Source organism: Maritimimonas rapanae (assembly GCF_057837205.1).
The window spans coordinates 1,086,206-1,102,314 of the sequence record NZ_JBYQFI010000001.1 but is presented as its reverse complement, the minus strand read 5'-3'; the positions used below and the strand labels follow the sequence as shown (position 1 = coordinate 1,102,314).

The window sequence follows — 16,109 nt, the reverse complement described above, 5'->3', positions numbered from 1 at the left end:
AGTTGTTATGGTAATATTTTTGTTGAAAAAAGCTATTCATTTACGCCAGTACCCGCATTATCTGAAGATTCTTTTTTACCCAGTTCAAGAAAATTAAACCCAATAGCAAATGAATACCAAGGTCGATCTTGATATAACCAATCCTTTCCGAGTTCTCCAGCAGCCTTGTCCCAACCAACAACGAAACCAAGTTGAAACTTATCAAATTTCACTACTGATCCTAAAGAAAAATTGAACGCTAAAACCTGATTATCTCCCGTAATGGTTGACTCATCAATTGTATTATTCTGATTAATTCCCACTACACCTACTCCAACACTCCCAAAAAGGGGTATCCAATGAGTATTTTCATACCTTTTCAAACGTATGCGCCCACCAAAAAAACCGCCTATAGAAATTTCAGGGGTTAATCTCAATGGTTCGTCATTTATACTTGGTCTAAATTTAAAAGGAATGGACAATTGAGCACCGTAAATCGCCTTTAACCCAACCCACCTTTTTCTAAATCCAATATTATATCGCTTTAGTATTATTTTTTCAGTTATAAGTTTATTGAATTTTGAAACGGTTATTGCAAAATACTTTTGTGCATCATCTCTATCGATTTTTTTTGGATCCGTAGAATACCATTTGGCCTTCTTATCTTTTTCGTTCTTGAATAATTTATAGTTTTCATTCAACTTTTTACCTGAGACAGTATATTCTGAATTCTTAGTTAAACTTGACAACTCTTTTTCGCCAACTTGTGTGTCATAATCAATGAAATTGCCAATTTTAAACAAATAATAATCGACCTGAACTTCTTTTTCTTTTGTAGGATCCTTTTCGTCTTTTATTTTAATTTTTTCCGTATGCATTCCTGCTCGAACAAATAGATATTCTTCCGCATAATAAATATCATCTTCTAACTTTTCATTTTCTTTATCATAACCGTAGAAGTGAACTAGACCGTTAATTTTATAAGTAAAACTATCTTCTCCAGGAATGTACTTCTGAGAAGTTCCTTCTGAAAAGAAAAATAATGTGAAGAATGGAATCAGTAAGAGTTTTCTTTTCATGACTTTAGGGGTTTAAAACTTAAGTCTTAAAAAGTACTATCAATGCTTAATTGATACAATAGGAAATTTCCCCTTTTTTAAGGGGATTTTCCCTGATTTTTTTACAGGATTATTCCCCTTTTAATCAACAAATAGTAATTTTGAGAGTAGAAAAAAGTAAATTTAAGGTTAGACAATTTTAAACTAATAGTATTTGAACTCATTCCACACACATTTTGCCCTACTCTACTGCCCTACGCAAAAAGAGTGTTCTATTACATTCGTTAAATAAACTCCAGAGAAAAAACTTTAATAAAAAGTGTAGATAGTATTGCTTTTACCAAAGCAAAGTAACATAATACAGTACATTATAGTACAAATACCTAATCCATCCACCCCCAAGGAGCTTCAGGGGTTTCTATTGGCTTAGTAAGATCCATTACAACTTTAAAAACGCGTTCCGTTCCTAGCCGTCTAAGGTTATAAGTAAATGTAGCATCATCTATAGTTATCCACCATACATTGCTAGATGCAGCAGGAATCATTCGCTGTGTTCGTTGATCTGCACTAAATGTTTGTATGCCAGATTGTCCAAGATTCGTAGTAATACCTCCATAAAAGTTAATATCATCCTCTGTACCGTCTTCATGTCTATGATCATGTTGTAAGGAAATACGGTCATCTTTATAAGTTAATATCCATGTGCGTGATTTGTCTTCTCCAACAAAAAATGGAATTTTAATAATAGTATTGCTACACGAGCGTACGTGCATAACCAATTTTTTACCTCCAAAATCTTTATCTTCTTTGGGTAAAACTAAAGTTCCTTTATAAGCCTTATTACAATGTGATTGCAATGAATTCCAGAATTGTTTTGTAGGATTATCATCTTGTGCTGTAACATTTAGGGAGATAAATAGTGCAAAAGTTATAAACCATATTTTAGACATCATAGTATTTGTTTAAGATTTTAGAAAGGTATGACATATTCTAAAATAATTAAAAACTAAAATATTTATCACTTTTAAGTACCACATTAAAGTCAAGTGGGTTCAGCAGTTGTTTTTATAAAATCAAATTACTTTGAATTGATTTATAATTTAGCAAACACCATAAGTTCTGCTCCACCCTTATTACTATTACCTCTATAAATAAAAATAATTTTTTCGATAGTTCTATAATGGCCAATAAGATCTAGTGCTCTTGTAGAATCACCTTTATCTAGTCGGCGAGAAATATTATGATCTTCTGAAGTTTTATCTTTATAAATCACTTTAACACTCATTATATGCACTGAACTTTTTTGTACTTTAATCTTTAATCTTTTTACATTGCTCTTCTCCTCGCTAAACGTAAATTCCTCATAACTTACACCTTCTCCAACCTTATGCTTACCTAGTTTTATCCAACCGCCGATATTGTCATAAAGGTTCGTTGGTATAGTGTTAACGGAGTAAATGATTGTACTGCTAAATAAAAGTGCTAACAAAAGGTAAATATGTCTAGCATTATTTTTCATAAACTCAATTTGATTGTTAATGGTCTATAAGAAAAACGTTTACGATGCTTAGATATTGTTTATCAGAAGTTTATATAAAAAACTTTAGAAAATAGAAATACTATTTGATTTTAAGGTTTAGTTGCAATTAAAATCCACATTTGTTTGGTTTTATCACGTTCCCAATAACCAAAATTCTTTACTTCTTTAGTTATAATAAAACCAATATCTTTCAGTTCTTCTTTTACATATTTGGATGATAATGAGTGTGCAGCTACTTGGATATCACGCGATTTTCCTATTATGTGTTTCTTTAATTTTTCTAATAAAATAAGTTTTGCTCCTGGCTTTAAAGAATTATAGATGTGATTTAATACTTTTTTATAAGAACTAATTTCATGGTAAGTATCAACGACAAAAACGATATCTAAAGAACTTGCAGGAAGTTTAGGGTTGTCGTAATCACCAAGTATTGTGATTATATTATTGAGTTTTCTTTTCTTCGAATTTGATTTAAGTTTTTCTAACCTATCATTTCTTACATCCACTGCATAGACCTTTCCCTTCTTCCCTACTCGTTTGGCCAAATGCATACTTAGATAACCTTCATGAGAACCAATATCTGCTATTTTTTTACCTTCTTTAACACCTGATAATTCTAGAAAATTATCAATCTTCATCCATTTATCTCTAGAATTCCAATCTTCAGAAACATATTGAGCATTCATAGAAAGGTTAAAACAAATAAAAACTACAATAAAATATGTAAATGAATATGTCACGTTATTCATCATCTTCTTTTATAATACTCGCTTTACCTCTATATTGAATAGATGAAATATGTGAACCATTTATGTTTATTATACTTGACAAGTTTGGAAATATTTGAACCAATACATCATAACTTTGATTTTGCATATTTTTATCATTCACTTTAAATCGAATTTCATAGTTATTATTTTTTTCCTTTTTTACCTCGTAACTATTAGGTACAGTTTCAAATTGAATTCCATTTCTTGTATCACTAAAAGCCGCTCCCATAGTTCTTTCACCATAAAATGGTAAGTGAGCTTTTACAATGCTATCCTTTACTTGTAAAAAATTTGGATTACCAATTAGGCTTATGTTTCCAACAGTACTTCCAGGTGGTAATAATCTAGCATTACTAATTTGCACTAAAGAATTAGTAATTTGTGGTAAAGCTTTATCTGAAATAATTTTAAAAGATCTTTTTACTATTAGATCGTCTAATTGTTTAATATCATTTTCGCTAACGGAGTTAGTTTTGGCTGATGAACACCCTAATAAAATGAATATTATATAAACTAAAAATACACTTTCCTTCATTTTAAACTATTTAAGCTGTTAAGTTACTTAATAGTCAGCTATTTAAGCAAAACTTTAACTTTATTTAACGGACCTATTGCTAAAAATCTAAGATAGCCTATCTATTATTAATATTAAACTCTAATCCAACTTATTAATAAATGTAATACCCAAAAAAGGATAAATAAAATTAAGCTAATCATCTTTCTCTAATTCAAAAAAATCATTGACCGGTATATTAAACACTTTTGATAATCTAAGTGCTAATAAAGTAGAAGGCACATATCTATTCTTTTCTATAGAATTTATGGTTTGCCTAGATACTCCAATCATTTTAGCCAAATCATCCTGGGTAATATCCAAAATAGCTCGCTGTACTTTTATTGTGTTTTTCATACCTATTTATTATGCCTTTTCAATTGCCAAAATATCATCAATTGAACTAGAAGCATAAAAAACAAAACTTCAAAATAACTAAAATCATTAAATGTTTTATTTTTATTCAATAGAAAACCTACTACGTAATTAACTACTGGTTGAATTAAAGCGTATACTACAGCCATAATAAAGGCTAATCTATATGATTGCGAACGTAAGCTCTCTATGTACTCATCTTCTATTCTATCTTTTGAAATAGAAATTAGTAACATTCCTAACAATAATCCTTTTCTTAATAAAGGTTTTACCCAACTTGGTTCATCTATAAATTTTTTTAAAATCATCAAACCAAATATTCCAAAAGCTATATAGTACCCTATGTTTTTAAAAGAATTTGATAATTGAAACTTGTTCATCTTATCTAATCTTGTTCTTTCTGCTTCACAAAATGTTTTACTCATTATAAATTATTTTTTACAAATTGACAAATATATTTTATATAATGACAAATATACTTTACATTTTTAAAATAACAAAGTTTATTGAATAAAAAATGAGTTATCAATTATGACAACTCACTTAAAAACAAAAAATTCTTAAAATTATGGACCTGAATTAGATGCTTTTTTTAATTGCCTCTGAATTTTTTTAATAGCAGATTCTATTGACTTTTCAGGCTCAATAACATTATATGCTCCCCAAAACTCAGGGTCAGAAAAACCTGATGCTTCATCTGCTATAATAATAGTAGGTTTTAAGCGCTCTTTAAATTTCAAACTCTCTTCTTGGTCTAATTTCCAATCAGTAATTGCCATTTCACTGGAAAGGGAATAATAAGAATTAAACCATTTGCGCTTTTTATCAATTTTAAACGTTAGTTGAACATTACTATATCCGTAATACCACTTTCCGTTTTTCTCCCTATAATCAACCCTATATGCCGCTTTTGTTGGGTATACCTTTACATCTTTTGGTTTACGTTTTACAAATAAATCGCTAACAAGTTCTTGATTTTCTACATTCAAGTTATAAATAGCACTAGTTAAGGCCAAGGATTCTGAATCTATAAATAACTTACCATAATACAAAGGTTCAGCTATATCTCCTCTTTGTTTAAATGCAACTACATAAACTGGTCTTTCATTAATTGTTGTTGAAGGGGCGAAATTAAAATCATATAACTTTAACATATCTTCTCTAAAGATATATTCTGGATACTTCATTAAATCTATATATAGAGCATTAAACGGCCCGCCTTGTAACTTTAAAGCTAAAGTGTCTAACTTTGTATAATCTGTACTCTTTCTTGCTTTAAAAAGTTTAATTTTATCTCTTTTTGCAGATGTATAAGGTTGTTTATAAACTGTTACGATCGCTTCTGCCAACGACACATTCTTTCTACGTTTTTTTATAGTTTCTCGATAGAATGCAGTCATTAACGCCTGTTCATTTAAATTATTTTCACCTTTCTTTCTGAGGGTTTGTCGGACTAATTCTCTAGCATTTTTAGGAAGCTTCACATTTATTTCAGACAGCTCAACAACAGAAACAGCTAATGCAATTTTATTATTCTTCCTTTTTAAAGAGGATAATTTCACAACTTTTGTTTGATAGCCTAAAAAAGAAACTATTACACTTGCATCATTAACACTTTTAGGTACTTTTAATAAGAACTCACCTTCTGTATTTGTAATGGTACTTATGTTGGTATTTTCTATTGATAGAGCAGCAAATACGAGTGATTTTTTAGACTGCTGGTCTATAATGACTCCACTATACTCATTATAATCTTCAGAATTTTGTTGAGCAAAAACTAAAGATGCCCCTAAAAATATAATGATAGTAAATAATAAAAATGTTAGTTTGGCTGGCTTGAGGTTTAATTTATAGGTATTGACTTCCATAATTGACAAATCTTAAGTGTTAAACCATATTTTTAGTAAAGTTACTTAAAAAGTAATTAAATTTTTTAGTTGCTATAATTATATAAATATTTTCTCCAAACATTTACAGTGTTAATGTTCTGATTTATAGAAGAATCAAATACTTTTACAAAAGTAATAGTTGAATTATCTCTTCTCTTTATAATACTGTCTAGTCTCGAATTTTCAACATTCATATCCAAAAAAGTACTCCAAATATTAGAAGTCAATTTTACTGGATGACCATTTTTGCCATTATACTGTGGTAAAGCTATATCATTTACACAGGATAGTATTTCAACTAAATCTTTCTTAGTTAGTAATGGCACGTCGATAGGTAATATTAATACGTCTTCATCAGTTTCAACATGGTTTAAAGCACAAACCATGGTAGAAAATTTTCCTTTTTCTGGGTTAGAATTAATTACAATCCTTACTTCTACTCCATTGAAATCATAAAAACTATCTTGAGCTTCTTTAAACCAGCTAATCTTTTCATAATACTTTTCATAATCATAACCAAGACCAACAACAACTCTTGGGTTATTAACATATCTATACCTAGAAATCTGTTCTAAAATCCAATAATTATCCTTAAAATCTAATAATCCTTTTGGAGTACCCATTCTACTAGATTTTCCTCCTGCAAGGATGATTAAAACAGGGCTCTTCTGCATACTAAACTAGACCCTCATCCATTAAGGGTAAATTATGATAACGTTTTCCTGTAGCTGCAAAAATCGCATTACTTAAAGCAGGAGCAATTACAGGAACACCTGGTTCTCCAACTCCAGTTGGTTTATCAGTACTTTTAACAATCTCTACATGTACTTTAGGGGCATCAGATATACGTAACATTTTATAATCGTGATAATTACTTTGCTCTACAACTCCATCTTTAGTGGTAATTTTACCATAATATGCCAATGACAGACCGAACATAGCGGCGCCTTGCATTTGAGATTCAATAGTATTTGTATTTACGGCAGTACCACAATCTATTACTGACCAAATATCATGCACTTTTAGTTTGTTATTTATTACAGACACCTCCACTATTGAAGCGATGTATGAAAAAAAGCTATAATGCACTGCGATCCCCAAACCATGACCTTCTGTTAATTCTCTACCATATTTAGCATTCTCTGCAGCTTTTTTAAGTACATATTTTAATTTAGATGTATCAAAATGATAACCAGATTTAGATTCTTCAATTCTATCTTCACCAATTAGATCTAACCTAAATTGTAAAGGATCTTTTTCAGCTTTAGCTGCTAACTCATCTACAAATACATTAACTGAATGCCCTTGAATGATATTAATTACCGAGCGGAACCACCCCATTCTTAAATGTGCAGGAGCTTTTCCATTTTCACAACGAACATTATTTATATTGTATGGAATATTGGTCATACCCATACCAAATTCAAATCCGGCAGCATATCCACTGTCTGGTGCAAATGTCGAAGCTATTGATGGATATGCAACTCTGTGCAACCAACCTGTAACATTACCATCTTTATCTAAAGACCCTTTCATATATTGAGCACTTACTGCATGGTAATAACTATGTTGTATATCATCTTCACGAGTCCAAACTACTTGAACTGGCGCATTTAATGTTTTTGCCAAAGAAACAGCCTCTATTATAAAATCTGGTTTAGATTTTCTACCAAATCCACCTCCTAAAAAGGTAACATTAATAGTAACATTTTCTAAGTCAGTTTCGAGAAAATCAGCTACTTCTTTGCGAGCAGTTTGAGGGTCTTGAGTTGGTGCCCAAACCTCACATTTACCATCTGTAATTCTTGCAGTAGCGTTTGGTACTTCCATCGGAGCATGCACCAAATATGGCATTTGAAATGTACTCTCTACTATATGTTCTGCATTTTTAAATGCCGCATTTATATTTCCATCATTGCGAACTTCCTTTCCTTTCTTTTTAACATTTTCAAGAATCATTTTATTATAAGAATCAGAAGACGCTTCCTTATTTTTTCCTAAATCCCATTCGACTTGCAACGCTTCTTTACCCTTAAAGGCTGCCCAAGTATTATTTGCTACAACTGCAACTCCACCTAAAGCTCCAAAAGGTTTTATAACTCTTGGTATTTCAACAACATTATTAACACCCGCTACTTTTAAAGCTTCATCTTTTTTATAACTTTTAACAGTACCAAATGTTACAGGGCATCTAGCTACTGTAACATATTTCATACCATCTATTTTAATATCAATTCCATATTTAGGCTTACCCGAAGCATAACCAGTACCATCAATGCTCTTTAAGTTTGTGCCTATGTATTTAAAATCTTTAGGGTCTTTTAATTTTGGATTTTCTGGAACTTCTAATTTAGCGGCATCGCCAACTAAATCACCATAAAATAACTTTTTATTATTCGTTTTGTTAACTATATAGTGATTTTCTGCTTTACAATCATCTTCAGAAATTTGCCACTTAGTTGCTGCAGCTGTAATTAGCATTGCTTTAGCTGTCGCACCCATCTTACGCATTGGTTCAAATAAATACCGAATACTACGAGAACCATCAGTGTTTTGATCTAAAAACTTCGTGTTACCAGTGGCTTGCGCGACACTTACATATTTCCAATCAGCATCCATTTCATCTGCTATAACCGATGGTAGTGAAGTACGAACACCATTACCCATTTCTGAACGTGTTGCTAATAGTACTAATTCTCCGTTATCCTTAAGTTGCACAAATAAATTTGGTTCAAATGTTGAACCATTAAAAGGTCTTATTTTTTCTGCTTCATCTTTTGATGTTGGAATATTACATGCTAGAATTAATCCTCCAGAAGCCAATCCAAGATTTCTGATAAAACTTCTACGACTTATATTATTTATTGGATTCATTATGAGTTATCTTGAGTTAATTCGGCTGTTTTATGGATAGCTTTACGGATTCTATCATACGTACCGCAACGGCAAATATTACCATTCATAGCTATATTAATATCTTCATCGCTAGGGTTATTATTTCCTTTTAATAAGGCAACGGCAGACATAATCTGACCTGATTGACAATAGCCACATTGTGGCACATTAAGATCTTCCCAAACATCTTGCAATACTTTATTCTCGCTTTCTACACCTTCAATTGTTAAAATAGATTTACCATCAGCCAAAGAAACTGGAGTTAAACATGATCTAGTCGGCTCACTATCCATTAAAACGGTACAGGCCCCACATAAACCTTTACCACAACCGTATTTTGTGCCAGTTAAACCAACAATATCTCTAATTGCCCATAGCAAGGGCATATTCGGATCAACATCAACCTCATGAGTTTTATCATTAATCTTAATTGTTGCCATAAATTAGAATTTAAGTTTGATTACTTTAAGCTTTAAAGTTACTATATAATCTTGATATTTTACATTGTAAAAATGTTAAATAAGAAACTGTACAAATTGATTATAAGTAAATTATAGTTTTAATCTTTTGCTGGTAAAAAAAATATTAAATTTTTAAGCTAAGCTATTGTAGCTACACTTCAAATTTATTACATTTGCACCCGCACTTTTAGAAGTGCAGTTCATTAAAATTTAGGAGAGGTGCCGGAGTGGTCGAACGGGGCTCCCTGCTAAGGAGTTGTACTCGCAAGGGTACCGGGGGTTCGAATCCCTTCCTCTCCGCATTTTATTGAATATTTAGATAACTGTCCGGGGTGTAGCGTAGCCCGGTTATCGCGCCGCGTTTGGGACGCGGAGGTCGCAGGTTCGAATCCTGCCACCCCGACAAAAAAGAGTTAATGGTCGCGTAGCTCAGCTGGATAGAGCATCTGCCTTCTAAGCAGACGGTCACAGGTTCGAATCCTGTCGCGATCACAGGAATATCAAGCCTTTCAAGAAATTGAAAGGTTTTCTTGTTTTAATTCTTATCTTATTTAAGTGACTAAACTTTGGAAGAAATGTATTGGGTTATATTTTTTCAAAAACCAGCCTATAATGTTCCATAATTTCCTGTTCAAAACATACCTTATTAGGGCTAATTCTAAAAACAGCTACTTGATGTCGGAATTCTTTATCGGTAAGAAATTTAGGAAGCAAAGAAAGGTATAACCAATATTTTTTGAGATTGAACTTTCTAAACTTCTTTCTCCATTGATTAATAGTTTCAATATAATCTAATCTACCACTACTTTTTGAAATTAATTTAAAATATGGCTCAGCGTTTTTTATGACCATTTCTGGCCCATATGGAAGCCATGAACCAGGAAATTCTTTAATCATTAGAGCCATTATATAAGCTGCCGATTCTTTTTCTGCATTAATATTAATGTCCTTAAATTCAATCATGTTTTTACCAAAGGTCATGGTTTGCATATAAAATCTACCACCAGAAGGCATTAGATTGTAAAGTGATTGAAAAAAATCGTTATATATTTTTTCTTGTTTGCCTTCTCTCCATTCTTCAATGGAACAAAAATGTTCTAAACCACCTATACAAGTTATGGCGTCAAAAACCCCAAAATCATCAGGTTTAATATATCGGCAATCCTTTACAAGGACTTCCATTCCATTATTCTGGCAAGCTTTTGCTTGTCCTTCAGATAATGTTAAACCTATTCCCTTAGCACCTCTTTCTTGGGTAATGTATTTGATAAAAGGTCCCCATCCACATGCCATATCAAGAACCTTACTCTCACTATTAATATTAAGGCTATCTGCTATAAATTTATGTTTTTCTTTTTGTGCTTCTTCTAATGACATTGAGAAGTCTCCATCATATTTAGCACCACTATAATCTGCAGTTTCCCCAATACTTAAGCGAAATATTTCATCGATTGTTGTATATGTAAAATCTAAATCCTTTTTTTCTGCCACAATTCTATTTTTAATACATTCTACTGAAAGAAACATTATCTCTTAATACTATTTCTTTCAGTTAGAATATTAAAGAATGTTTATTGGGCTAAACTTACTTTTATAGCGCTCAAACCTTTTTCGTCTTTTTGAACGTCAAATGTCACATGATCATTTTCTTTTATTTGATCTACAAGATTTGATTTATGAACAAAAACTTCTTCTTCTGAGTCTTTAACCGTAATAAAACCAAATCCTTTGGCATTATTGAAAAATTTTACTGTACCTTCTTTCATTGTGTTTACTTTATTAGTATTTAATATTTTATCTATAATTCTTTTTATCATAATTTCTGTTGCTGTATTAAAATTCTGCGGCCATATTATTTATTACTCCTACAGTTTGCTTTTGACCTAGCCAACGCAACATCTTAATATGATCTTTTATAGCATGAGCAAAGCTTTTTTTAACATGATATGGCATGCCAAATTCGTTAGCTGTTTCTGATACTATTTTGGTTAAGTTCTTATAATGTACATGGCAAACATCTGGAAGCACATGATGTTCTACTTGGTAATTTAAACCACCTATTAACCAGAATAAAAGCTTGCTTTTTGGTGAAAAATTAGTTGTTGTGGCAAATTGATGCCCATACCAATCTTCTTTCATCATACCCTTTTCATTTGGTAGTGGAAATTCATTTGAAGGCATAATATGTGCTATTTGGAAAACAATACTAACCAAAAGCCCTGTAATACAATGCATGCTTAAAAATGCTAATGAGATTATCCACCAAGGCAGAGGTATTATAATAATGGGTAATATCAGCGTATATGTATAATATAACATTTTCCAGGCTATCATACTTGCAAGCACCTTTGAGTATTCATTTTTTTTGTTAAAAAAACCCATATTTCTATAGCGTTTTAGGCGGACAAAATCTTTAGTTGTTATCCAGGATATAGTTGATATAGCATAAAAAAACCATATATATATATGCTGGAATTGATGTACCCAATAATGCTTTGCGTTTGGTGAAAATCTTAGAAAAAAAGGAGCATTCAAGTCATCATCGGCATGATCGATGTTTGTATAAGTATGATGTAAAATGTTGTGTTGTACTCTCCATACATTAGCATTTGCGCCAATAAGATTAAAGGTATAACCTAAAAGTGTATTAATTTTTTTATTTTTTGAATAAGAACCATGAATTGCGTCGTGCATTACACCCATCCCTATACCAGCCATTCCAAATCCACTTATTATATATAATAAAAAAAGCAACCATGTATTAGTAACAAAACCAGTTGATAATAATATTAAAGGTGTAAAAAATAAAGCAAGCATAACAATTGTCTTAACAATCATTGTTGCGTTAGCATTTCTATTTATATTGTTGATTTTAAAATGCTGATTCACACGACTTCTTAAGGTTTTTGAGAAGTCACTGTTTATTGTTCTTGAAAATTTTGGCTTTTCGATAATTATTAAATTGGTTTTTATACTGTTTTTTAAATGATATATCATATCAATTAAAAAAACTGTTCCTGTTTTAACCAAAATGATAATTATTGAAGCAAAATTTGTGTTCAGGTTATTAATACCGAACTACTACAGTTAAAGAAAGCAAAGGATTGATTAAAGTTGAAAAAAATTAAAAAAAGAAAGGCCGTCTAAATGTTCAATGCTTAAAGGTAGGTTAAATTAGCGTAGGTTTCTTAAATTATTTAAATAATTCGAAAAGTAGATTAATTTTTATTCGGGATATTCTATCCTTAAATGATAAATATTGTTCAGCTTCTTTTTAATTACTTTTTTAATTGTCTGTATTTCCTTAAAAGTAATATCTGCATTCAAAAACTGACTGTTCTGCATCTGAGTATCAATTATTCGCTCAATTAGATCATCAATTAATTGTGCTGTTGGTTCTTTAATACTTTTTGAAGCCGCCTCGGCAGCGTCACACATCATTAAAATTGCAGTTTCTTTAGAAAAAGGTATAGGGCCAGGGTAAGTAAAGTCTTCAACATCAATATCTCCTGCAACTTGATCTTGTTGCTTTTTATAAAAATAATAAACCTGACTTGTGCCGTGATGTGTTCTTATAAAATCAATTATACGGTCTGGTAATCCATACTTTTTAGCAGTTTCAATTCCTTTAATAACATGATCAATAATAATTTTGGCACTATCTTTTGGAGTTAGCTCGTTATGCGGATTTACATTGGTAGTCTGATTTTCCGTAAAATACATAGGATTAGCCATTTTACCTATATCATGATAAAGTGCTCCAGTTCTAACCAGCATGGCATTTGCACCTATTTCATTAGCACTGGCTTCTGCTAAATTTGCAACCTGCATAGAGTGTTGAAATGTACCAGGAGCCTTCTCTGCTAATTCTCGTAATAATTTCGAATTTGTATTGGATAATTCTAGTAGAGAGACATCTGAAACCAAATTAAAAGTCTTTTCATATATCAAAATCAATAAAAGAGATAAAAAGGATAACACTCCATTTAAAGCAAACAATCCGAAATATTCCCAATTTAATTTATCTGCATTTCCTTCTTGAATAATTGAAAAAGCAAAATAAGCAACCATATATACTAAGGTGATCTGACTAATAGAGATAAACAGATTTGCTCTTCTATATAATTCAGAAACTGTAAGTATAGTTATGATCCCTGCAATTATTTGTAAAAAAATAAACTCAAAACTGTTAGGAACTATAAATCCTAATAGCAATACAGTTAGAACATGCGTAAAAAGCCCCAATCGAGCATCAAAGAAGGCTTTTAATATAATAGGAAGTATAATTAATGGTACGACATATAAATAGTCAACTCGATATTTTACAACTAAGGTCACCAAAAAGACCATTAATAATACATTAAAAAATATAAAGGTTACTTTGGTATTATTCTCAAATATTTCTGGTCGATATTTTTGAATAAATAATAATAACATTAACAACGCAAGTGCAACTAATATAATATAGCCAAAGACTATCCAATTATAATTAGATTCACTCCATAATTGTGATTTATATTCATTCTTAAGAGAGGATAAAATCTCATACTTCTTACCCTCTACTACATCGCCTTTAGATATAATTCGTTCATTTTCAGAAACTAAGCCTTTTGTTCTAGAGATTTTATTTAACTCTTCATTCAATACTTTTTGTGTGAACTCATCATCATAGTAGACATTAGGTTCTAAAACTTCTAAGAGAATCGTAGTTAACCTATTTTTAAACTTCTGGTATCTACTTCGATTAAAATGACCATCGATAATAGATTGAATAGAATTTTTGTTTATAAACCTATCATATACAATATGTTCAGCTTGATTTCCTTTTTTTAAGGTTACTATCTGTTTAGCTCTTGCATTACTTCTATCATCACGGTCTAAATAGCCAATATTATAAATATCATCAATGAGTCTACTACCAAAACTAATTACATTTCTTTTGCTAAAATTTCTAAAAATAGAATCTGGTAAACGCGATGAGGCTCTTTGATTATAATTATTCTTTACTCTATTCTTAACTTCTTGGTTATAAGAAAAATAAAGCTCTTTATTTGATTCTATTCCTTGCTCTTCTTTTTCAATTTCACTTTCAGATTTTTGAATTGCAAAATCAAAAGGGGCATACAAATTATCAGATTGCCAAGGCTTTCCTTTTTGAATATCTAATCCAAAATGCCCTCCTTTAGGAAATAAATAAACAATACTAGCTGTTGTAATTATAAATAGGAAAACTTTATAAATCAAAGAATGATTTTGATACAAATTATTAATAAAGTTTTTCATTTAGTAAAAAAGTATGTCTCAAATGTAAAAAAATAGTAACTAATAAATAAATTCTGCTGAGAAAGATTCCTTAAAAATAGTTAAATTCGCCTCATAAAATAACAATAATAAACTCAATACGGATTTAGAATGAAGGAAGTTGTCATAGTATCAGCGGTAAGAACACCTATAGGAAGTTTTTTAGGTTCTTTATCTACAGTGCCTGCTCCTAAATTAGGTGCAATTGCAATTAAAGGAGCTTTAGAAAAAGCTAATTTAAACCCAAATCTGGTAGAAGAAGTATTTATGGGTAATGTTGTACAGGCTGGTACAGGCCAAGCTCCAGCAAGACAAGCAGCTATTTTTGCAGGTATACCAGACACAGTGCCTTGTACTACTATTAATAAAGTTTGTGCCTCAGGTATGAAAAGTGTAATGCATGCTGCTCAAGCAATTGCATTAGGTGATGCCGAAGTTGTTGTAGCTGGTGGAATGGAAAATATGAGTTTAATTCCACACTACTATCATGCAAGAAGTGCTACAAAATTTGGACCAGTTAAACTGGAAGATGGAATGCAGAAAGATGGATTAGTAGATGTTTATAACGAAACAGCTATGGGAGTTTGTGCTGATGCTTGTGCTGATAAATATGAATTTTCTCGTGAAGATCAAGATGCTTTTGCTATTCAATCTTATCAACGTTCAGCAAAAGCGTGGTCAGAAGGTAAATTTACTAACGAAGTTGTTCCTGTAGAAGTCCCTCAAAGACGTGGTGAACCAGTAATTGTTTCAGAAGATGAAGAGTATAGGAATGTTAAAATAGAGAAAATTCCAGCTTTGAGACCTGCCTTCACAAAAGATGGTACAGTAACAGCAGCTAATGCTTCTACAATAAATGATGGTGCTGGTGCAATGGTTTTGATGTCTTCCGATAAAGCTAATGAATTAAATTTAAAACCAATAGCAAAGATTAGAAGTTATGCAGATGCTGCTCAAGAACCCGAATGGTTCACTACTGCTCCTGCAAAAGCTTTACCTAAAGCATTAGCAAAAGCTGGACTTGCTCAAGATGAAATTGATTACTTTGAATTTAATGAAGCCTTTTCTGTTGTTGGTTTAGCTAATATGAAAATTTTAGGCCTTTCTGATAAAAAAGTAAATATTAATGGCGGTGCTGTTTCTTTAGGACATCCACTTGGATGCTCTGGTGTACGAATTCTGGTTACTCTTATTAATGTGTTAGAGCAAAATAATGCCAAGTTGGGTGCAGCCGCAATATGCAATGGTGGTGGTGGCGCAAGTGCTATGGTAATTGAACGAATCTAAT

Annotated in this window: 16 protein-coding genes and 3 tRNA genes; 4 read left to right on the top strand and 15 right to left on the bottom strand. The window is 31.3% G+C overall.

What is annotated here, in order from left to right:
* Window positions 1-32: 32 nt before the first annotated feature.
* The 11 genes from AC3IF2_RS05260 to AC3IF2_RS05210 form a co-directional block, all read right to left on the bottom strand.
* Window positions 33-1,058 carry a hypothetical protein gene (locus tag AC3IF2_RS05260; protein WP_489166020.1) on the bottom strand — a complete coding sequence of 342 codons (1,026 nt, stop codon included), beginning with the start codon at window positions 1,056-1,058 and terminating at the stop codon, window positions 33-35.
* Window positions 1,059-1,420: 362 nt separating this feature from the next.
* Window positions 1,421-1,990: a hypothetical protein gene (locus tag AC3IF2_RS05255; protein WP_489166019.1), complete on the bottom strand. Its 570-nt coding sequence runs from the start codon at window positions 1,988-1,990 to the stop codon at window positions 1,421-1,423.
* Between the two features lie 140 nt (window positions 1,991-2,130).
* Window positions 2,131-2,556: a DUF2541 family protein gene (locus tag AC3IF2_RS05250; RefSeq protein ID WP_489166018.1), complete on the bottom strand. Its 426-nt coding sequence runs from the start codon at window positions 2,554-2,556 to the stop codon at window positions 2,131-2,133.
* 110 nt (window positions 2,557-2,666) lie between these two features.
* A complete protein-coding gene (locus AC3IF2_RS05245) occupies window positions 2,667-3,329 on the bottom strand; it encodes a class I SAM-dependent methyltransferase (protein WP_489166017.1) in 663 nt (220 codons plus the stop codon).
* Complete coding sequence (locus AC3IF2_RS05240; protein WP_489166016.1) at window positions 3,319-3,882, bottom strand: DUF4251 domain-containing protein; 564 nt, start codon at window positions 3,880-3,882, stop codon at window positions 3,319-3,321. The genes AC3IF2_RS05245 and AC3IF2_RS05240 overlap by 11 nt, the downstream gene beginning before the upstream one ends.
* 174 nt (window positions 3,883-4,056) lie before the next feature.
* The gene (locus AC3IF2_RS05235) at window positions 4,057-4,257 is read right to left on the bottom strand and encodes a helix-turn-helix transcriptional regulator (RefSeq protein ID WP_489166015.1); all 201 of its coding nucleotides are present in this window, start codon (window positions 4,255-4,257) and stop codon (window positions 4,057-4,059) included.
* Window positions 4,258-4,259: 2 nt separating this feature from the next.
* Window positions 4,260-4,700, bottom strand: coding sequence for a hypothetical protein (locus tag AC3IF2_RS05230; protein ID WP_489166014.1), 441 nt, complete (start codon window positions 4,698-4,700; stop codon window positions 4,260-4,262).
* Window positions 4,701-4,841: 141 nt separating this feature from the next.
* Window positions 4,842-6,143 (bottom strand): carboxypeptidase-like regulatory domain-containing protein, encoded by a 1,302-nt coding sequence (locus tag AC3IF2_RS05225; RefSeq protein ID WP_489166013.1) that lies wholly within the window; start codon window positions 6,141-6,143, stop codon window positions 4,842-4,844.
* A gap of 65 nt (window positions 6,144-6,208) precedes the next feature.
* Entirely contained in the window at window positions 6,209-6,838 is a 630-nt protein-coding gene (locus AC3IF2_RS05220) for a nucleotidyltransferase family protein (RefSeq protein WP_489166012.1), read from the bottom strand.
* A 1-nt stretch (window position 6,839) separates the two neighbouring features.
* Window positions 6,840-9,038, bottom strand: coding sequence for a xanthine dehydrogenase family protein molybdopterin-binding subunit (locus AC3IF2_RS05215; protein WP_489166011.1), 2,199 nt, complete (start codon window positions 9,036-9,038; stop codon window positions 6,840-6,842).
* Window positions 9,038-9,499 carry a (2Fe-2S)-binding protein gene (locus AC3IF2_RS05210; RefSeq protein ID WP_489166010.1) on the bottom strand — a complete coding sequence of 154 codons (462 nt, stop codon included), beginning with the start codon at window positions 9,497-9,499 and terminating at the stop codon, window positions 9,038-9,040. Before AC3IF2_RS05210 ends, AC3IF2_RS05215 begins: the two co-directional genes overlap by 1 nt.
* 234 nt (window positions 9,500-9,733) lie before the next feature.
* Between AC3IF2_RS05210 and AC3IF2_RS05205 the strand changes: the two genes are divergently transcribed.
* From AC3IF2_RS05205 to AC3IF2_RS05195, 3 genes are all read left to right on the top strand, one after another.
* Window positions 9,734-9,820: transfer RNA gene (locus AC3IF2_RS05205), tRNA-Ser, on the top strand.
* A gap of 28 nt (window positions 9,821-9,848) precedes the next feature.
* Window positions 9,849-9,923 (top strand) — tRNA-Pro (locus AC3IF2_RS05200).
* A gap of 15 nt (window positions 9,924-9,938) precedes the next feature.
* Window positions 9,939-10,012: transfer RNA gene (locus tag AC3IF2_RS05195), tRNA-Arg, on the top strand.
* A gap of 93 nt (window positions 10,013-10,105) precedes the next feature.
* Here the strand turns inward: AC3IF2_RS05195 and AC3IF2_RS05190 are convergent.
* The 4 genes from AC3IF2_RS05190 to AC3IF2_RS05175 all read right to left on the bottom strand — a co-directional run bounded on the left by AC3IF2_RS05190 (window position 10,106) and on the right by AC3IF2_RS05175 (window position 14,803).
* Window positions 10,106-11,011 carry a class I SAM-dependent methyltransferase gene (locus AC3IF2_RS05190; RefSeq protein WP_489166009.1) on the bottom strand — a complete coding sequence of 302 codons (906 nt, stop codon included), beginning with the start codon at window positions 11,009-11,011 and terminating at the stop codon, window positions 10,106-10,108.
* An 80-nt stretch (window positions 11,012-11,091) separates the two neighbouring features.
* Window positions 11,092-11,337, bottom strand: a complete 246-nt coding sequence (locus AC3IF2_RS05185; RefSeq protein WP_489166008.1) for a cold-shock protein — start codon at window positions 11,335-11,337, stop codon at window positions 11,092-11,094.
* Between the two features lie 16 nt (window positions 11,338-11,353).
* Window positions 11,354-12,409, bottom strand: a complete 1,056-nt coding sequence (locus AC3IF2_RS05180; protein WP_489166007.1) for a fatty acid desaturase family protein — start codon at window positions 12,407-12,409, stop codon at window positions 11,354-11,356.
* Window positions 12,410-12,745: 336 nt separating this feature from the next.
* Window positions 12,746-14,803, bottom strand: coding sequence for an HD family phosphohydrolase (locus AC3IF2_RS05175; protein WP_489166006.1), 2,058 nt, complete (start codon window positions 14,801-14,803; stop codon window positions 12,746-12,748).
* A 129-nt stretch (window positions 14,804-14,932) separates the two neighbouring features.
* Between AC3IF2_RS05175 and AC3IF2_RS05170 the strand changes: the two genes are divergently transcribed.
* Entirely contained in the window at window positions 14,933-16,108 is a 1,176-nt protein-coding gene (locus AC3IF2_RS05170; RefSeq protein WP_489166005.1) for an acetyl-CoA C-acyltransferase, read from the top strand.
* Window position 16,109: the final 1 nt, after the last annotated feature.